18 protein-coding genes and 1 pseudogene are annotated in these 17,708 nt (G+C 44.3%); all 19 read right to left on the bottom strand.

From position 1 onward, the window contains the following. Nucleotides 1–205: 205 nt before the first annotated feature. The 19 genes and pseudogenes from ACRJJO_RS01110 to ACRJJO_RS01020 all read right to left on the bottom strand — a co-directional run bounded on the left by ACRJJO_RS01110 (nt 206) and on the right by ACRJJO_RS01020 (nt 17,669). The gene (locus ACRJJO_RS01110; protein ID WP_431064142.1) at nt 206–1,120 is read right to left on the bottom strand and encodes a class I SAM-dependent methyltransferase; all 915 of its coding nucleotides are present in this window, start codon (nt 1,118–1,120) and stop codon (nt 206–208) included. Continuing rightward, nucleotides 1,113–2,561, bottom strand: a complete 1,449-nt coding sequence (locus tag ACRJJO_RS01105) for a polysaccharide ABC transporter ATP-binding protein (protein ID WP_431064141.1) — start codon at nt 2,559–2,561, stop codon at nt 1,113–1,115. Before ACRJJO_RS01105 ends, ACRJJO_RS01110 begins: the two co-directional genes overlap by 8 nt. Next, nucleotides 2,554–3,363, bottom strand: a complete 810-nt coding sequence (locus tag ACRJJO_RS01100; RefSeq protein ID WP_431064140.1) for an ABC transporter permease — start codon at nt 3,361–3,363, stop codon at nt 2,554–2,556. Before ACRJJO_RS01100 ends, ACRJJO_RS01105 begins: the two co-directional genes overlap by 8 nt. Next, nucleotides 3,360–3,821 carry an NAD-dependent epimerase/dehydratase family protein gene (locus ACRJJO_RS01095; protein WP_431064139.1) on the bottom strand — a complete coding sequence of 154 codons (462 nt, stop codon included), beginning with the start codon at nt 3,819–3,821 and terminating at the stop codon, nt 3,360–3,362. Before ACRJJO_RS01095 ends, ACRJJO_RS01100 begins: the two co-directional genes overlap by 4 nt. A gap of 3 nt (nt 3,822–3,824) precedes the next feature. Beyond that, nucleotides 3,825–4,874 carry an NAD-dependent epimerase/dehydratase family protein gene (locus tag ACRJJO_RS01090; protein WP_431064138.1) on the bottom strand — a complete coding sequence of 350 codons (1,050 nt, stop codon included), beginning with the start codon at nt 4,872–4,874 and terminating at the stop codon, nt 3,825–3,827. Between the two features lie 8 nt (nt 4,875–4,882). After that, a complete protein-coding gene (locus ACRJJO_RS01085) occupies nt 4,883–5,536 on the bottom strand; it encodes a hypothetical protein (protein ID WP_431064137.1) in 654 nt (217 codons plus the stop codon). A gap of 162 nt (nt 5,537–5,698) precedes the next feature. Then, on the bottom strand, nt 5,699–6,634 hold the full coding sequence (locus ACRJJO_RS01080; RefSeq protein ID WP_431064136.1) for an NAD-dependent epimerase/dehydratase family protein: 936 nt from the start codon (nt 6,632–6,634) through the stop codon (nt 5,699–5,701). A gap of 12 nt (nt 6,635–6,646) precedes the next feature. Further along, the gene (locus ACRJJO_RS01075; protein ID WP_431064135.1) at nt 6,647–7,585 is read right to left on the bottom strand and encodes an NAD-dependent epimerase/dehydratase family protein; all 939 of its coding nucleotides are present in this window, start codon (nt 7,583–7,585) and stop codon (nt 6,647–6,649) included. 33 nt (nt 7,586–7,618) lie between these two features. Beyond that, a pseudogene (gene wecB, locus ACRJJO_RS01070) lies at nt 7,619–8,412 on the bottom strand (non-hydrolyzing UDP-N-acetylglucosamine 2-epimerase). After that, nucleotides 8,294–8,563, bottom strand: coding sequence for a UDP-N-acetylglucosamine 2-epimerase (locus ACRJJO_RS01065; protein WP_431064134.1), 270 nt, complete (start codon nt 8,561–8,563; stop codon nt 8,294–8,296). The pseudogene wecB and the gene ACRJJO_RS01065 overlap by 119 nt, the downstream one beginning before the upstream one ends. 130 nt (nt 8,564–8,693) lie before the next feature. Then, nucleotides 8,694–10,259, bottom strand: a complete 1,566-nt coding sequence (locus tag ACRJJO_RS01060) for a DegT/DnrJ/EryC1/StrS family aminotransferase (protein ID WP_431064133.1) — start codon at nt 10,257–10,259, stop codon at nt 8,694–8,696. Next, nucleotides 10,260–10,556: a hypothetical protein gene (locus ACRJJO_RS01055; RefSeq protein ID WP_431064132.1), complete on the bottom strand. Its 297-nt coding sequence runs from the start codon at nt 10,554–10,556 to the stop codon at nt 10,260–10,262. It lies immediately after the preceding gene. Beyond that, a complete protein-coding gene (locus tag ACRJJO_RS01050) occupies nt 10,546–11,139 on the bottom strand; it encodes an acyltransferase (protein WP_431064131.1) in 594 nt (197 codons plus the stop codon). The genes ACRJJO_RS01055 and ACRJJO_RS01050 overlap by 11 nt, the downstream gene beginning before the upstream one ends. A gap of 2 nt (nt 11,140–11,141) precedes the next feature. Beyond that, on the bottom strand, nt 11,142–12,197 hold the full coding sequence (locus ACRJJO_RS01045) for a Gfo/Idh/MocA family protein (RefSeq protein ID WP_431064130.1): 1,056 nt from the start codon (nt 12,195–12,197) through the stop codon (nt 11,142–11,144). Between the two features lie 934 nt (nt 12,198–13,131). After that, complete coding sequence (locus ACRJJO_RS01040; protein WP_431064129.1) at nt 13,132–13,593, bottom strand: hypothetical protein; 462 nt, start codon at nt 13,591–13,593, stop codon at nt 13,132–13,134. Between the two features lie 479 nt (nt 13,594–14,072). After that, complete coding sequence (locus tag ACRJJO_RS01035; protein ID WP_431064128.1) at nt 14,073–15,011, bottom strand: hypothetical protein; 939 nt, start codon at nt 15,009–15,011, stop codon at nt 14,073–14,075. A 980-nt stretch (nt 15,012–15,991) separates the two neighbouring features. Continuing rightward, nucleotides 15,992–16,417 (bottom strand): type VII toxin-antitoxin system HepT family RNase toxin, encoded by a 426-nt coding sequence (hepT, locus tag ACRJJO_RS01030; protein WP_431064217.1) that lies wholly within the window; start codon nt 16,415–16,417, stop codon nt 15,992–15,994. After that, entirely contained in the window at nt 16,410–16,829 is a 420-nt protein-coding gene (gene mntA, locus ACRJJO_RS01025; RefSeq protein ID WP_431064127.1) for a type VII toxin-antitoxin system MntA family adenylyltransferase antitoxin, read from the bottom strand. The genes hepT and mntA overlap by 8 nt, the downstream gene beginning before the upstream one ends. Before the next feature lie 420 nt (nt 16,830–17,249). After that, nucleotides 17,250–17,669: a hypothetical protein gene (locus ACRJJO_RS01020; protein ID WP_431064126.1), complete on the bottom strand. Its 420-nt coding sequence runs from the start codon at nt 17,667–17,669 to the stop codon at nt 17,250–17,252. Nucleotides 17,670–17,708 lie beyond the last annotated feature (39 nt).

Raw genomic sequence — 17,708 nt, 5'->3', positions numbered from 1 at the left:
TGTAATTTATATTTCATACCAAAAAATAAAATGTCCAATTAAAAATGTGCGGGATTAAATTCATCCTTTACTGAGTCTAATACTTCTATATTTTATTGATTTTGAAAGTTTATATACACAATATAAAATGTTTAAAATACATATTGCAAATTACTTTTATAAAAATAAAAAACCACAGCAGAATGCAAATTCCTATGTAACCTAATTAAACAAGAATTTTCTTCTTTTTAAAAATAGCATTGACATCCATCCCATAAATAATATAGTCCGCTATTTTTTGATAGTCTGAATAATTCATATCGCGCCATTCATATATCCAATTTATAAATTCCTCCTCAGATAATTGAGCAATCTTATCTAAAAGTGGAGCTGGTTGATCAAGATGGGTTAATGCCTCACGTAAAGCAATAATTTGCTGTTCTGGAAGGAAGCGTACTTTAAGTCTCGCACTGCCCTGAAGATATGGTGCAGCAGATGATGCTTCTACAAAACCCATTTTAAAAATCTTTTCAAAATGAAGCCTGAGAGAGGCCACATCAAATGATCTTAGGTGAATGTATTGATATGGGAGGTTATCGTTTAGATAAGGATTCAAATCTTCCTTTAAAGGAACTCTAACAAATAAAAACCCATCAGGCTTCAAAACCTGAATAATTTTCTTACAGCATTGATTAAGATCTAAGACATGTTCCAAAACATCACAAACTACTACAGCATCAAATATATTATCCTGGTAAGGCATATCTTCTATTTTTGAAAATACAACCTCTATACCTTGTTGTTTCGCTACTTGTAAATAATCCAAACTAATATCCAACCCATATCGGTCAAATTGATTTAAAGGTGCAAGTAACCTTCCTAGACCAACACCAACATCTAATATTTTTGCTCCTTTAGAAATATGTTTTTCTAATAAAACTCTTGTAGACTGTTCTAAAGTTTCCCACAACTCGTTAGCAATGAATGGATTATCTTTTCCAGGCTCCATTGCATTTACATGATCAGATGCAATTTTCTTATAATTTTCTATATAGTCATCAGTTGACGAAAACACTGGAATTTCATGTAAAATTTCAATAGGTTTTCTTTTGTAAATCTTAGAATCAAAATAATTAGGCATTTTCAAAATTCCATTCTGCTGAATGAATAAAACACGCGCTTAGTGCAGAGTACGTTTCTGGCAAGCTTATGGTAACACTAAAACTTCGTCCTAAAAGGTCATATCTTTTCGAGGAGTTCAATAATTCTAAAGAATCTGCTTCGAGAACGCTGATACCGATTGTATATTCACCGGGACCAATCTGTAGTGGATTTAATGTCATTGATACTTCTCTTATCTGGCCTTTTATTATTCGAAAATTATCAGGTGGACTATAAATTCTGGCAATGCAATTGCCCGATAAATCGTTAAAAACTATTCCATATCTACAAGAAAAATCTCCTTCTTCCTCGCCTATTATATTTAATACGAATTGACATGGACGCATTGAAATTAATTTATTTGATCGCCCATTTTCTGAAAAAATAGAAAAACCACATATTTTCACACCTCGTTCTGAATTCCATCTTGAAATACCGCCTGGAGCAACAAAGTCAAACTGAGCTCCATTACTTTCATTATCAAAAATGGGGCTATAAGTGTGAGGGATAAAATTAGGTTCTTGAAATTTAATATTTATTGGCAAAGAAATATTTCGTGATGAATTATGGTGTGGAGTCTTTCTCAAATTCTTTAATTTCTTAGAACTGTCAATTAAGCTTTCATCGAGCGGTACAATTGGGGGGAAGGCATTTTTCAAATTATCTATTGGTCCATGCAGATATTCCTCATACGCTTTAACAACCAAAAAGGACTCATCCTGCATCCGAATCCTCCCTTGATCTAACCATATAGCTTCGTCGCAAAGCTCCAACACCTGCTGCATGGAATGAGAAACAAGCAACATGGTGCAGCCCGAACTCACTAGTTTTTCGACTCGAGCCTTGGATTTCGCAACAAAATAAGCATCCCCGGCACCCAGTACCTCATCTACGATCAAAATATCCGGCCGAATGGCTGTTGCAGCCGCAAACATCAGCCGAGCCTGCATTCCCAATGAATAGGTTTTGAACGGTTGATCGAGAAAGTCGCCTAACTCGCAAAACTCGATGATTCCGTCCATGGCTTCTTGGTATTCTTCGCGCCCGAGACCATTGTATTGTAACGATGCTTCGACGTTTTCCCGACCGGTATATTCCGGATGAAACCCCAAGCCAATGTTCATCAATGCCTGTACGGTACCGTTCACTTCTATACTTCCCAGGCTGGGCGCAAAGTTTCCGCAAATCAGTTTAAGGAGCGTTGTTTTGCCGGCTCCATTGCGTCCGACTATGCCAATTCGATGTCCGCGCGGAACATCCAACGATATGTCGCTAAGGGCCGAAAATTCCTTGGTTGGGGTTTTGGTTCTAATCCCAAACCGTTGCAATCTCAACACGTCAATCAACTGATCTCGCTGGCTTCCATGCAATCTATAGGTTTTGGAAACATTTTGTAGGCGAATTGCTAATGGCTCATGCATAGTCGAAGAAGATATATTTAGCTCGCTTAAAAACACTGAATCCTGCAAAAAAACTTACGAAAGCCAAAAGGCTGGCTCCGCCTGCAGCCACCGGATCGGGCCAGGTGCCATAACAGATAAGTTGTTGGAAAGTCAGTACGAAATACGACAAAGGGTTCAGGTAAATCAGCGATTTCATGGCTGCCGGCACCATTTCCGGCGTGTAGGCAAAAGGACTGAGCACGAAGAAAAGCATAATCACCAATGCGAGGCCGTGTTGAATATCCCGCGCCACAAGAGAGAATAGCGAAAACATCCAACCTATCCCCATAGCGAACATCAATAGTAATACCCAAAACACCGGAACCAGAATCGCCGCTTGCCAGCTGGCTCTACCCAGTGCATAACCTACTGCTAACGTAATGATCAATCCGACCAGGCTTGTTACCTGGCCTGCAATCGCCGCGCGCAATGGAATTAGCTCGGCGGGAAAGACGGTATTCAATAGTAGATTTTTGTTGGCGGACAATGACGTGGTAGCGGCCATCAATGCCTCGTTAAATCCCATTAGTGGTACAAGGCCAGAGAAGACCAATACCACATAGCCCATTTCGTTGAGACCTGATGGGCGGATTTTAAAGATGAATGTGTAAAGACCGGCATAAATACTTAGTTGTAATAAAGGAAACAGCACCATCCAAAGGGTACCAAAAACCGAACCCACATAGCGTTGGCGTACGTCATGGATGATGCCCTCCAATACGCGTTGACGATAGCCTGCCAGCACTCGTAATGAACGGAAAATGCCTAAAGATGCATTCATGAAAAAACCTTTTTATTTTGGTTCGCATGCCAATGAATTAGCTCTCGTAAACCTTGACCTAGCGGAATATTTGCTTTAAATGCAATTTCTTCTGCTGCTCGCCGTGTCGCACCGACACGATTTCGCACAAAAGGACTATCGAACTCTTTGAACTGAGCATCAAATCTTCGGGGATACAATTCACCAATCTTACTAACCAATTCCCGGATAGAGGTTTTTACACTAGTTCCTACGTTGTAATATCTGTTACTTATGATTGAATGCATCGCAAGAATATTTGCCCCGGCACAATCTCGCACATCTCTAAGAGCTTCTTGCAAATTTATATGCGTACCTCGCGAAAAATTATCATAAACGCGAACATGAGCCGCGCCTTCAGATAAGAGCTGATCAACAACATGGGAGCCAATAAATCCGGCACCTCCGATGACAAGGAAGCGATTGCCTTTAATCTGCATTGGTTACCCGCCAACCTGAGTCATTAGCTTGTCGTGCTTGGCTATGCAGCGCTTGATGAGCTCTGCGTTTTCACGGGTCCACTTAACGGTGCGCCTGATACCCTCGCGAACTTCCACCTGGGCGCTAAAACCCAATTCGTGCGCAGCCTTCTCGGTGGAAGCAAATCGCTTGCCGGAACGGTCCCAATCGCGTGCCGGACGCAGGTCGAGCGGCGTTTTGTTACCCGTGTATTCGTTGATCAGTGTAGCCAGTTCCAAAATACTCGTTTCTCTACCCGTCGCCAAATTGTAGACTTCTCCAGCAACCCCCTTTAACGCACAAGCCATGAGTCCGCGCGCCATATCTTCTACAAAAATAAAATCGCGACTGGCATTGCCGCCGTTATCCAAAGGTAAAGCCTCACCGTTCAACGCCCGCCAGATAAAAGTTGGCGTGACATTCCGCCAGACAGTATGCACTGTTCCGCGCCATTGCCCCGCGCCTAAAATTTCCCGAGGTCCATAGACATTGGAAAAGCGCGCCTTCACGAACGGCAATTGATAGCGCTGAAAATAGAAGTTGCCGTAAAGTTCGCCAATGATTTTGGAAATCGAGTACGGACTGTCGTGATATAGCGTCACCGGTTGCTCTTCAGTGGTTGCAGTAGGGGCATCATAGGTTTTTTCCGCCACTGCACATGCTGCAGCGGCATAGACAACTTTCTTGAGTTGCTTGAATTCTTTCAACCGATCGAACAGTTTCAGCGAGGTCAACGTGTTATTGTCGTGGTCTGCAAAAGGGTTGGCAATGGAGGACTGATTCCCATGGTAACAGGCCAAATGGAATGCAAAATCAAGATCGTCCGGTAATGCAGCGAGGATTTGCTCATCCGTAATTGAGCCGAAAACGAAACGAACGCGTGAATCGGAAGGAATATTGGCGACATCTGACGACAATAAATTGTCCACAATTATTATTTCACGCGGATATTGCTCCAGAATTTGACAGACCAGGTTGCTGCCAACAAATCCCGCGCCCCCAACAACCAAAACTTTGGAATCGGAAAAACTCATTACATTGCTCATTTTTGTTTCCAATCGATCGACGATGACTGTTTGTTTCTCAATATATTTCGGATATAAATACCACCTGGTGTAAAGTAGTTATCACTACTTCCTTTTTTTAAATGCTCGCTAATCGACTCGTGCATGTACATAAAATCCGATGGTCGATATTTACCGTCAATAACTGCCAAGAATACTTTCTTCCTGAATGAATCGATAGTCTTTGCTTTAACCGTAAACATTCGAATTTTATTTAATGGAACGGGGGTACCGCTTAATAAATCATCAAAACCGACTTGCGCTACAAGACCTGTTGTCGGATCTAGTAATAATTGAGTATCTCCCAGATAAAGGAGTTGCGCGTGATTGCCAATTGCCCCACCGTCGAAACCGATCGAGCGAAGGCTATTTTTATCAGTTCCGTACAAATAACCGGCAAGCAGTATCGTGTTACCGCAGTTTAGATATTCCGAATCCTTGATTTTTTCGTATGAAACGGCAGAACTATTACCATACTCCGCGAATTGAGCCGCAACTATCGTAGAAAAAATTGCCTTTAACGCATTTTCATCCAATTGCTGGAATTCACTACCCATTAAAAATTGTAATTCATTGATACAAGCTGAAAATGCTTGATCAACCGATCCGCTTCCCTTAATCGAATCGATCATTGGTTCGGTTAAGCATTTAAGGGAGCTTTCGCTGAATGTTTCGGTATTTGAAATTTCTTCTATAGGGATATTGGATGGCAAAATAATATTAATTTTTTCGTGCCCGTAATATCCTGCTCCCGCTCCAATTATTAATAAAAAGAGAGTATAAAAAAAAACTTTTCATTTACTGTCAAATTTCTGCTTTAAATGGCTGAATACGTCTGAAATTCCGTACTGATCATACCAAACCAATTGACGTCGAACCGTATCAACGAATCCGATCTTCGCTTTCCAACCGAAAGCGTCATAAGTTTCGGTTGCATCAAGTGAGACCACAGGCACGTCGTCTGCTGCTGGCGGAACGACAGGCACTTCTATGGCCTTCAATCCGAGAAAATCGCTGACGATATCAAAAATTTCCTTGATCGAATGAGCTTCTCCAGTCGAAATATTGAAGACGCCGGTTGGAGCATCGGCTTTGATAGCCAGATCCATAAAGGCGAGAAAATCGGACATATCCAGAAAATCTCTCGAGGTATCCGAACAAAAGCAATTCTGACCGGCCTTTAAACGTTTATAAAACGTCGGTATGGGGCCGATTGCAAGACGCGGACCGGTAACGTTGGCTATACGTAATGAGAGCGTCGGCACACCGGACATCAGCATGAATTGTTCACCCGCCGTTTTGGTAATACCGTAACTGGTAAAGGGAGCCGTGGGATGGCTAGCCGGAATAGGCAATTGCTGCGGCCGCCCGTAGCAAAGCGCTGTTTGATAATTAATCAGTCGTTTGACTTCGTGCAATTTTGCCGCTCGAGCAACATGGATACTACCTATAACGTTCGTACGGGAGTCTTCGAGCCAGTCATCCGGGTCTTTGTAGGCTGCCGCGGCATGCACCACCACGTCCGGCTTGAACGCATTGAAGCAGTCATCGACAAGAGCAGGGTCCGCGACAGATCCCTCTTTCACCGTTAAACCATCTACTTCGGGAACCACTTCGCGATTGCCGGTCGCGAAGTTATCAATCACGAATATATCATGGCCTTGCGGCAGCCAGTGTTCAATCAAATTCGAGCCCAGGCAACCCGCCCCGCCGGTAATTAAAATACGCATGCTATCCACCGATTATTTCTTATCTTGCAAGCGAAGGTGCGTATATTCGCCTAGCGTTCCATGCTTTTTGTAATACTCTATCGCAGAAGAAACTGTTTCTTGAAGCGAAGTAAATTCGATGTTTCCGAAGTCTTCGAAAGTGCGCGACGGATCCAATAGAATTGAATGAACATCATCCGGGCCCAGTTCTTTGACTTCCGCTTCCGGTTGATGCGGTAAGTCCATTGCATTAACCACTGCGTCGTAAAGCTCTTGAATAGCTACGTCCCTGCCTGACGAAAAGTGGTATGCGCCATGACCGATACCGTCGCATGCTTTCAAGACAACGCGCGCCAAATCTTTCACAAACACGAAATCGCGGCGTGCTTTAGTTACAAAACATTGCTTGCCATCTTTTAAACGTTGATAAAAGATCGGTAAAGGGCCGGCTACATTTCGCGGCCCCACCACATTGGCTAGACGGAAAGTAACGTAATCGATGCCCGATAGCTCAAGATAAAACTCGTTGGTCGTTTTAGAGATCGCATAACTACTGCTGCCAGGAAAACGAGGATGATCCAAACGTATGGGCTGTTGAATCGGTTTAAGTCCATAGCAAAGTGCCGTTTGAAAATAAACGAAGCGCTTGACGCTAAATTTTTTGGCTGCGTCTATGACGTTTGCTCCGCCCACGCAGTTAGTCAAGGTATCGTTGTACCAATCGTCCGGGTCTTTATAGGATGCTGCCGTGTGTACGATCGCATCGGGCTTGAAATCGCCGATAAGCTTATCCATTAATTCTTTGTCGGCGATGGTATCGATCGTTATCGTTAAATTCGGGTGATCGGCTAGATGCTCCCTTCGGCCTGTTGCCAAATTGTCCACTGTCAAAACCTGGTCGCCGCGCTCAAGCAACATTTCAATAATATGGGAACCGATTTGTCCCAAACCGCCCGTTACAAAAACTTTCATGAAATTTCCTAAAATAACCGTAAAAATAAAATTCTATGCTAGATAAGCAACAATATCGTGTGCGGCTTTTCCATGGCCATAAGGAACAAGACCCTGAGATTTCACACCGACAGCCCCAAAATCCTCAATAACCGAAACAATCAATTCTTTCGAGGCACCAACCAAACGATTCCAACTCAACTCAACCGTCTCGACCCACTCAGTCTCATCCCGCATCGTAATACAGGGTACGCCATAGAATAATGCCTCCTTCTGTACGCCGCCCGAATCGGTAAGAATGACCTTGGCTGCTTGTTCCAAGGCCACCATATCCAAAAACGGTAACGGCTCAGTAACAATTAACGAAGTTAAATGATGCGCAAGGCTATTTTCATTGATTAGCTTACGAGTACGAGGGGAAACGGAAAAACTACGGGCATTTGCCGCGACACTTCGGCAAGCGCCGAAACAATTTCCGAGAGTCGTTTAGAATCATCCGTATTTTCCGCCCGATGACAGGTCGCGAGCGCGAAACCACGTTCCGTTAGATTAAGCGCATTCAGTATCTTGCTCTGTGCTTTAGCTTTGTCCCGATAAAACAACGCAACGTCGTACATGACATCACCGACGTTATGCACGCCTTTGCCAATCCCCTCCGCCTTCAGATTGTTGACTGCTGTTTCTGTCGGACAAAAAAGTAAAGTGGATACTCTGTCGGCGAGGATACGATTAACTTCCTCGGGCATCCGCATGTTGAAAGAGCGTAATCCGGCTTCTACATGGGCTACCGGAATAAGCACCTTGACCGCCGCCAGAGCACCAGCCAGTGTAGAATTTGGTGTCGCCATATATCAAAACCCAATCCGGTTTTTCTTCCAGTAACACATTCTCGACCGCCTCGAGCATTCGACCAGTCATCGCCCCATGCTGACCTCCGGAGATTTCCAAATTGTACTTAGGATGCGGAATATCCAGCTCTTCAGAAAAGACTTTCGACATGTTATCGTCGAAGTGCTAGCCACTGTGTACCATTACTTCTTCGATTTTTCCGGCATATTCATCGCGAATCATGCGCGATACGGCGGCAGCCTTGAAAATTGAGAGCGCGCCCCGATTACAGTAACGATTTTCATGATACTGCGTTGACAAGGGCGTTGATAATCTCGGCTTGGGTCTCTTCGCCAATATAAGGATGCATTGGTAAACTGAAAACTCTAGCGGAGATGGCGCCCGCATTCTCAAGATTGTCAGAAATACGACAGACAGATTGATAAGCAGGCTGCTGGTGTAAAGGTACCGGATAGTGAACAGCCGTGGGAATACCGGCATCTTTAAGTTTTTCCAACACTACATCGCGATTTTCAACCTGGATGGTGAACTGCCCCCAAACGCAATCCCTATCGGGTCTAATGACCAAGCGGGTGACTGCGGGAATATCTTTCAACATTTTCAGATAACGATCACCAACTTTAGTGCGCTGTTCGATCTCCCAATCGAAGCGCTCCAGTTTTGCCAGTACCACAGCGCACTGCAGGGTATCCATACGGCCGCCTACGCCAATTCGCGCATGATAATATCGACGCTCCTGTCCATGAACGCGAATCTCGTGCATGGCTTTCGCCAAGACATCGTCGTTTGTAAAAATTGCCCCGCCGTCACCATAGCAGCCGAGCGGTTTGCTCGGAAAAAAGCTGGTACAGCCTATCGTCGATAAATTACAGGATTTGCGTCCTTTATAAGTCGCACCGAAGCTTTGTGCAGCGTCTTCGATAACCGGCAGGTCGTGTTTTTTTGCAATGTCGTTTATCTCGTCCATGTCGGCCGGTTGTCCGTAAAGACTGACCGGCATAATCGCTTTGGTTTTTTGAGTAATCGCCGCTTCGATTTTGCTTGCGTCAATATTACAGGTATCGGGTTCGATATCTACGAAAACCGGTTTGGCACCCAGCAGTACAATGACTTCCGCCGTAGCAATAAAAGTAAATGGCGTGGTAATGACTTCGTCGCCTGGCTTGATTCCCAATGCCATCAGCGAAATCAACAATGCTTCGGTTCCCGAGGCGACTGTAATGCAATGCTTTGAACCGGTATATGCGGCTAGCTTTTCTTCAAGTTGCTTAACTTCCGGCCCCATGATGTATTGGCCGTGATGTAATACTCGATGAATGTTTTGCTCGAGCGGTGGACGGATATTATTTTGTTGGGTTTTGAGATCGATAAAGTCGATGAAGCGATCTGAAGCCGGTATGTTTTGACGGATATACTCTTGTGGTGAAATCGTTTTATCCGGATGCGCTTTAAGTAAAGGCTCGTCTCGCGTAAGCAGTTTTATTTTGCTCTCTGCAAATCGTTTCATGGCCAGCAGTAATTGAGCATCTTCGGGATCTCCTGCTGAAAATACATTACCTTCCATTGCCAGCGCTGCTAACCAATGCTTGCCTTTAGCAAAGGCTTCAAGTAAAGCCAAGCATTTTGCATGTAACTGCCGGTTGGTTAGCCCTGCTCCTTGAAGCTCATTCCTCTGCTTTATTTCTTTATACAGGTTGTATTCCAAAGTTTGGACAGAGCCGACGTAAAGCCACAACTTACCTCCATGAAATGTACAAAGCTGAATCGCATCGCGCGCCTCTGTATAAAATGGCTGCCGTTTGGCGCATATATCCAACACAACATTCACATCCAAAAGTAAATCCATCTACCGCAAGCCTCGTACTTCTTCACGCAATGCAAATGCCTCAATTCTGTCGAGCTGTTTCTGCGTCAATGGCGGCAAGTCTTCATCTGCAGGCGGTGGCTCATTACGAATGCGATCCAATATTTCTTCCATTGCTTTTGCCATTGCCAACACTTCAGGAGGTAAAGTATAAGCATCGCCTTGTACTTCAACTTCATCATCCGGCACTGTGACAATCACCCGGAATTTTCCGTGCTTTAAACGGATGGGGGTCACAAACGACAGCTTTCCGTGATCATAGATGGCTTCAATATTCATTGCCAACCTCTTTTTTGAATACTGTATTGTCTTGTAAGACATAAATCGTACCGGTATGCGGGCATTTGGCTTCGCCCTTTCCTCGCAAAGGCAATTGAAGGCGTTCTCCATATTCACTCATCCAACCGATTTGTTTTGCCGGAACGCCAACCATCAATGCATAAGCGGGCACATCCTTATTGACGACCGAACCCGCGCCGATGAAGGCTTGTTCTCCGATCGTTACGCCGCAAACGATGGTGCAATTAGCACCCAACGTCACGCCTTTCTTGATCAGCGTATCGCGATATTCGTCCTTGCGGGACACGGCCGAGCGTGGATTATAGACATTTGTGAACACCATGCTCGGCCCGCAGAATACGTCGTCTTCCAGTGTGACATTATCGTACACCGACACGTTGTTTTGAATTTTGACGTTGTCGCCGATCTCAACCTTGTTGCCGACGAATACGTTTTGACCCAGCGAACAACGCGCGCCGATTTTAGCGCCGCCGCAGACATGCGCCCAATGCCATATACGGGTGTCTTCGCCAATTTGCGCACCTTCGTCAACGATGGCGGTAGGATGTATCGTATAACTCATCTTCAGTAATCCAATGGCAGTGAGACGCGTTTACCGTCTCTAGCGGAAAGATAGGTTGCAATCAACACTTCCAACGATCGCAAGCCTTCGCGTCCGTCCGTCTCCGGTTCCGCTCGCCCCCTAAGTACATCGATGACATTTTTGTAATACAGAGGGTGACCAAATCCGTAAACCGAAGTGGTTTCATAGTTGGCGCTTTTTACTTTATCGTCGTCCGGTTGTATATCGGCGAATTCCCAATGTTGAATTTCATTGACGGCAACACCGCCGATTCTCACCGAACCTTTCTCGCCCAAAATCGTAATCGAGCCTTCCAGGTTTTTAGGATATGTCAACATCGTAACATTCATCGAGCCCAATGCACCGGAGCGCCATTTAATACTGGCAACGCCGCTGTCTTCGACTTCGATGTTGCGCGCCAAGGTAGCGGTATAGGCTTGTATACTTTCTATGGGACCAATGATCCAGTCGAGCAAATCGACATAGTGACTGGCTTGGTTCATAAAGGCCCCGCCATCAAACTCCCAAGTACCGCGCCATTTTGAGCTGTTGTAATAGTCTTGAGGCCGCGTCCAGAATACATTGATATTGACCATGTATATCCGGCCAAACCGTTCTTTTTCGACCGCATTTTTCAATAATTGGAGCGTTGCATTGCGCCGATTTTGCTTGACGACGAACAGATGCACGCCGGCTTCGTCGCAGGCCTTGACCATATTTTTCCCGTCATGCCAACGAGTCGCCATGGGCTTTTCGGTCATGACGTTGACACCGTATCTAGCGGCGAGTTGTGCCTGATCCGAATGCAGGCCGCTCGGTGTGCATAACACGACAATATCCGGTTTTTCCGTTTGCAACAATTCCTCAATGTAGAGGTAACCGGGCACGTTATATCTTTCCGCGTGCTCTTTCATTGTATCGGCATTGATGTCGCAAATGGCTATCAGTTCCAATTCATTTTCATGGACTTGAATTGAGTTGAAATGATTTTTTGAAATGCGACCGCAGCCAACGATCGCCATCCGGACTTTTCGTTCTGATGTAATTTTTTTTAGCATTATTGTTGTAGTTTTATTAACACGGTTTCAAGTTTAGCCCTTTTCCAAGCATTGGCTTCCCGAGAACCGTCCAGCCAACCGACTGACCCCCTTAGGAATATGCACAAACTAACTTTTACAGACATAACTCATTGTGGGCGGTTCGGTGAGTCGCTTGACAGCCAACACCTAAATTATCCAAGACAATTAACCATGGCCAATGGAACTTAGGAAGAAAAGGGGCCAGGTTCTGAGGTATCCCCACGAAATAGCCAGATAAAACAATTTGCTATGGCTGAAAATTGATAGATATATTGATTTTTTTCATCGTTCCTACGCTCTGCGTGGGAATGCATCCCGGGACGCTCTGCGTCCCCAGAGGTCGATAATCCCGACAAGATCAACCAGACATTCTCTACAGTTTCTTAATCCAATTGCCCGCGGCAGTCGACGCAGAGCGTCTAAATCGGCATTCCCACGCAGAGCATGGGAACGAGCGTTTTGTGGGGATACATCAGGGTCAGGTTCATTAAATGCATTAAATATTTTTCCAGTTATTTCACTATAAAAATCCAGCCGTTACTCTTAACCTCATCTAGGAGAATATTAACTGCTTTAAACGCCGTCCCATTTCTTGAATCCGTTTACTCATCGATTCGAAGGCAACAGATTCATTGATTTTCAGTTCTTGACATCGAACTATGATGGGTTTGTGCTGTTACTCCGCAATGCTATTAAGTTAAGGACTTTTCCGTTCACCCTATGCCCTTCGGCTACGTTCAGAAGAGCCATGTCGAAGGATGATTGGAAAAGTCCGAGTCGATAATTTACACCGTCCCATTGGCAAAGATCAGGCTTATAATCTCATGCATTTATGAAAATAAAAAGAATCGAAATATCATATGGATACTCCATATATCCTATTTTTAGATTGCAGGATTAGGTATCATATTAATTATTTCAAATAGTTCACGATAAAAAACGCAGCCGATACGGTCAAACCTAACGACCAAAACATAAATCGATCCAAACGCCTGCCCATTTCGTCAAATTTTTTGTCTACCTGTTCGAAACGTTTATCCATTTGCTCGAAACGTTTATCCACTTGTTCGAAGCGTTTATCCATTTGCTCGAAACGTTTATCTACTTGTTCGAAGCGTTTGTTTGCCTCCTCCCTGTTTTGTGTCAGCTGCTTATCGACTTGTTCGAAGCGTTTATCCATTTGCTTCATTAGTGCATAGATTAATTCTCGCTGAGCTTTGAGTTCTTCACCCTGATTTTTTAGCGCCTCTTCGACGCGCACCATGCGCTCACGCAGCTCTATCTCGTAAACAACCGGCGGTTTACCAAGCGACTGTTCAGCCAACCACTCGGCTAGGTGATTTTTGATAAATTCAATGTCTTCTTGGGCTAGCATGTTGTATCACCTTGCAATTAATTGGGCTTCGGTAATTTTGTGTCATCCGGATAGTTATGCGAAGGTAAAAAGGGTCTAAAAAGGGGTCAGGTTCATTAATGAACCAGTCATTATTAAATAATTGACTATAAAAAACCCTGCCGACACAATTAAACCCAGCGATCAGAACACAAACCCTCTCAACGCCTGTATTTATTCAAACTGTTTACCATTAATGCGAAGGGGACAGGCTCTCATTGATTATCAGCTTTTACCATCGAACCATGATGGGCTTGTGCTCTGAACCCTCCTACGCCTCAATGCCATTAACTTAAGGACTTTTCCGCTCGCACTAAGCCTTCGGCCACGCTCAGGAGAGCCATGTCGAAGGATGAGTGGAAAGTACGAGCTGATAAGTTAAGCCGCCCAGGTTCAACAGGGCTCTCCTGAGCTTAGCCGAAGGGCTCACCACGAACGGCTTAACTTAATGGCATTGCATCCTAAACCTTAAACAATTGATCCAAAGTATCAACAAACAAGATACGCTCTACCCATTGATCCAACTGGGTTTTATCGGCCTGATTGATTTTTTCTTCTACCCAAACGGGATGCCCGCCGAATTTCAGTTGAATTTGTTTCAGGAGCATTTGAGCCTCTCCTTTGATTTCTCCTTTGATTTCTCCTTCTTTTCTGCCTTCTTGTCTACCTTCTTGTCTACCTTCTTGTCTACCTTCTTCTCTGCCTTCTTCTCTTAATATCTGCGCTAATCCCATACGTGCCTCCGCTTCGGATAAATAGTCTTTACGATAGGTTTCGATTTCATCTTCTGTCAGGTTCGTATAATAATCGACAAAGTCGATATATTTTAGTTGCTTTTTCGGGTCGGGCTCCAGTTGCACTAGACCCAATTGTGCATCATGGTAGATATCCAGCTTTTGTTCTTTGGCATAACGCATATTGGGTAAGTTGAGGCGGGCGACTATGTTATCGCTTTGCCGGTAATCGTCGGCCAACCGATTTTTCAGTTCGCAACTGATGTACTGAAAACTGAGGTAGGTATGCCGATCGCCGCCTAAATGCAATTCGTACGGATGATGCCCCCGATCCAGAAATATTACGACCGGAACCACCCGTTCGGTTTTTGCCAATTCGGATAAGTTCAGACAATAATGTGCTAGGCGATAAATGGAAAAGCGCCTGGCTTCGGTCTCTTCCTCCAGCAGAAACAAAATCACTTCACGACGGCCATCAGGCCATTCAACGAGTAACGGCGTATCTAATTCGTGAAAGTGGTCGCCGAGCCGTTCTTTAAGCTGTTCTTGTCGAAACGGGATAATCCGCGCTTCTTGCAAATCGTCGTGGGCTTCCTCCGCGGCAAAAAACTGCAAGGCTTGCACGGGGTAATCCAGAATCAGGTTTTTAAAGTTTTGATCGTGCATAAGCCTAATTATGAAAAAACCTTTTCATTGCGAAACCACCAACACCAATCCGTATACACTAAAAGAATACTTTCTTGCTGTATCTCATTTGCGCTCATCATAGACGACCGATAGTGTCGGTGCATTAGGTTAGCGTTCGGTCCGAAGGGCAAATTGATCATGCATAGCCGTTATCAGGCAATTTTGCGCTACCTCGCTTAATGGTCACTGCCATTAAGTTAGGAAGGACAATTCCTTCTCTTTCCGGGAGAAGGTTAGGATGAGGAGGCATAACCGCCAACTTAGTGTCTATGTCAATGGTGCATTTATGGCTTTATTCGTCATATCGACATGGATTGCCGATATCCAGGTGACATGATTGTGAAGCTAAGCATTGCCATCCCTGGCCCTGGATTCCGCTAGTCCATGGCGGAATGACGCGTTTTTCCTTAAGTTGGCGCCTATGGGGGTTCGTATAAAGCTTTTTTGCCTTAACCCTCACCATCAGGAGAGCGGGCTTTTCTTAACTTAATGACAATACGGTTAACGGTTCGAATCTTTTGATCAACGCGATGCTGTATTATGGCTTTCCCTTCCAGCTTGCCTTTAAATTTGCTTATTTCAGAAATTATTCCATACCGGTGTTTAATGGGTCGCCGTTAGCGGAAATGGGTCAGGACTAGGCTGTCGAAAAAAGCCATTTTTAGCTAATTGCTGTGTTCCCGCTTTTTAAACTGAAATATTTTTGAAATTGTTGGTGTTCATAGGCTATTAAGCGCCAGATGTAGGGTGCACCTGGATCGGGCTCTTGTCGGTTCGGCACCGTGGAAAGGTGCGCGATGCGCACCCTACGACGCTCATGATATCTTGGAAATTGTTGATGATCATAAGGTTATAAAGCGCCAGTTATTTTCTCAAAATCCATAAAACAGTCATTTTTTCTGACATAAAAATCGGTAAATTTCGACACCCTAAATCAGAACCCAACCCCAAGGATTTGATCAGCGATTGATAGGCTCTTGCAATGCCGTTAATCCCTTATTGGCAAACTCTAGCAATTTTATATAAGCCGTTTTTTTGATTACAGCCTTAATGATGTCAGGTTCTATATTGAGATAATCATGTACTAGAGCGTTTCGCATGCCAATGATTTTGCGCCATTCTACATCATTGACTGCCTCAACACCTTGCTGAGATAGTTTTTCGAACGCGGCGTATGCATCGGCAGGTGCGGTTTTATAAAAAACGTAATTCCAATGCTTGGCAATGCCGATACAGGCTTCTATAAGCACCTGCAAGGTGCGTTCAGCTGCTCGATACTCGTAACGACTTAATTCGCGTTGATTGATAATGTCTGTTAATCCTTGCAACTCGCTTTTCAACTCAGCAAGATGCTCACGCATCGAGAAAACATAGGCGTCATCCATTGCAGACACTCATAGCCTGTTGATGTTGATAGTGATACAGGTAATCTATCTCCCATTTCGACATAATGCGTTGCAACTCTTGAGCCTGGCGATACTCATTTTTACAAAGCCACAATTCGCCGTTCTTTAGCACAGACATAGCTAACGGAATGGGTGCAATATTCATGTCCAACACACTTAATTTTCCGTCGGGTAAATTTAATGTGTGCCGCCAATCCAAAGCAAGCAACTCCGGCCTTAATCGCCGCTCAATCACGTCGTCTTCCCAGATTTTAAACGCAACCGCCAAGTCGATATCGCTGTTTTCATGCGCACTGCCCTTTGCATACGATCCGTATAGCCAAAGCAATTCTATGTTGTCATTTGATTTTGCTAACTGAATTATGTGGGCTTTTAAGCCGTTAAAATCCATAATTTTTTTAATGCGCTTAATTGATTTATTATATTTTTAGGGGTTAACCGAATATGGACATAATTTTGGGTTCGTCATTCGCTTGGAGATAGGTTCAAATCATTTATTTTATTGTTTAAACGCGTCAGCTCCTCAAAAAAACCGTTCTGACCAACAAGTACATTTCAGCTATTTTTTCGGACGCGCGAAGAGAACCTTGTGCATAGCCACGGCAATATCTAAATCGCTGTCACCGCTGACGGTCTGTTCCCCCATGAGCCGTAAACTATGGCTAATCCAATGCCTTTTACGCTCTCCAAGGCTTCTTGTATTGTTTCATATTCTTTTTGCATAAGTAGCATCCAGCAAATAACGTTATTTTTGTCTCATTTCCGGTGCTTTCTCCAAGGCATTTAATTTGTTTGCAATTGGCAAATCAAGTCAATTTAAATTGATAATCACCATCGTGGCTGAAACAACTAAGCCAAGCGTCCAATACATGAAACGATCCAGTCTTCGATTCATTTCTATAAAACCAGTGTTCATGTCCTTGCGCATCTCCTCGAAACGTTTGTCGACTTGTTCGAAGCGCTTGTCAATTTGCTCAAAACGCTTTTCAACTTGTTCGAAGCGCTTGTCAATTTGCTCAAATCGTTTTTCGACTTGTTCAAAACGTTTTTCCATCGCTTCGAAACCTTGTATCATCAGGTCTCGTTGATGCTTTAATTCTTCTTCGACGCGTACCGTGCGCTCCCGCAGATCCAGCTCATAGCGCACATTAGCATTGAGTTTCTCCGGTTGACGCGCGATGATGTTCTCAACCAGTTTTTCAATTTGTTCAATATCTTCTTGGGCTAGCATACGCGACCCTCACCTGAGTTTTTTGTTTGCTTCCTGACA

The sequence above is a fragment of the Methylotuvimicrobium sp. genome, assembly GCF_050611805.1.
Lineage (GTDB): Bacteria > Pseudomonadota > Gammaproteobacteria > Methylococcales > Methylomonadaceae > Methylotuvimicrobium.
This window is presented reverse-complemented; position numbering and strand designations above follow the sequence as displayed.

What these genes read in the sequence shown, in the direction of transcription:
- ACRJJO_RS01110 (WP_431064142.1), bottom strand. Translation starts at nt 1,120, where the DNA reads ATGCCTAATTATTTTGATTCTAAGATTTACAAAAGAAAACCTATTGAA.
- ACRJJO_RS01105 (WP_431064141.1), bottom strand. Translation starts at nt 2,561, where the DNA reads ATGCATGAGCCATTAGCAATTCGCCTACAAAATGTTTCCAAAACCTAT.
- ACRJJO_RS01100 (WP_431064140.1), bottom strand. Translation starts at nt 3,363, where the DNA reads ATGAATGCATCTTTAGGCATTTTCCGTTCATTACGAGTGCTGGCAGGC.
- ACRJJO_RS01095 (WP_431064139.1), bottom strand. Translation starts at nt 3,821, where the DNA reads ATGCAGATTAAAGGCAATCGCTTCCTTGTCATCGGAGGTGCCGGATTT.
- ACRJJO_RS01090 (WP_431064138.1), bottom strand. Translation starts at nt 4,874, where the DNA reads ATGAGTTTTTCCGATTCCAAAGTTTTGGTTGTTGGGGGCGCGGGATTT.
- ACRJJO_RS01085 (WP_431064137.1), bottom strand. Translation starts at nt 5,536, where the DNA reads ATGATCGATTCGATTAAGGGAAGCGGATCGGTTGATCAAGCATTTTCA.
- ACRJJO_RS01080 (WP_431064136.1), bottom strand. Translation starts at nt 6,634, where the DNA reads ATGCGTATTTTAATTACCGGCGGGGCGGGTTGCCTGGGCTCGAATTTG.
- ACRJJO_RS01075 (WP_431064135.1), bottom strand. Translation starts at nt 7,585, where the DNA reads ATGAAAGTTTTTGTAACGGGCGGTTTGGGACAAATCGGTTCCCATATT.
- ACRJJO_RS01065 (WP_431064134.1), bottom strand. Translation starts at nt 8,563, where the DNA reads ATGTCGAAAGTCTTTTCTGAAGAGCTGGATATTCCGCATCCTAAGTAC.
- ACRJJO_RS01060 (WP_431064133.1), bottom strand. Translation starts at nt 10,259, where the DNA reads ATGGATTTACTTTTGGATGTGAATGTTGTGTTGGATATATGCGCCAAA.
- ACRJJO_RS01055 (WP_431064132.1), bottom strand. Translation starts at nt 10,556, where the DNA reads ATGAATATTGAAGCCATCTATGATCACGGAAAGCTGTCGTTTGTGACC.
- ACRJJO_RS01050 (WP_431064131.1), bottom strand. Translation starts at nt 11,139, where the DNA reads ATGAGTTATACGATACATCCTACCGCCATCGTTGACGAAGGTGCGCAA.
- ACRJJO_RS01045 (WP_431064130.1), bottom strand. Translation starts at nt 12,197, where the DNA reads ATGCTAAAAAAAATTACATCAGAACGAAAAGTCCGGATGGCGATCGTT.
- ACRJJO_RS01040 (WP_431064129.1), bottom strand. Translation starts at nt 13,593, where the DNA reads ATGCTAGCCCAAGAAGACATTGAATTTATCAAAAATCACCTAGCCGAG.
- ACRJJO_RS01035 (WP_431064128.1), bottom strand. Translation starts at nt 15,011, where the DNA reads ATGCACGATCAAAACTTTAAAAACCTGATTCTGGATTACCCCGTGCAA.
- hepT (WP_431064217.1), bottom strand. Translation starts at nt 16,417, where the DNA reads ATGGATGACGCCTATGTTTTCTCGATGCGTGAGCATCTTGCTGAGTTG.
- mntA (WP_431064127.1), bottom strand. Translation starts at nt 16,829, where the DNA reads ATGGATTTTAACGGCTTAAAAGCCCACATAATTCAGTTAGCAAAATCA.
- ACRJJO_RS01020 (WP_431064126.1), bottom strand. Translation starts at nt 17,669, where the DNA reads ATGCTAGCCCAAGAAGATATTGAACAAATTGAAAAACTGGTTGAGAAC.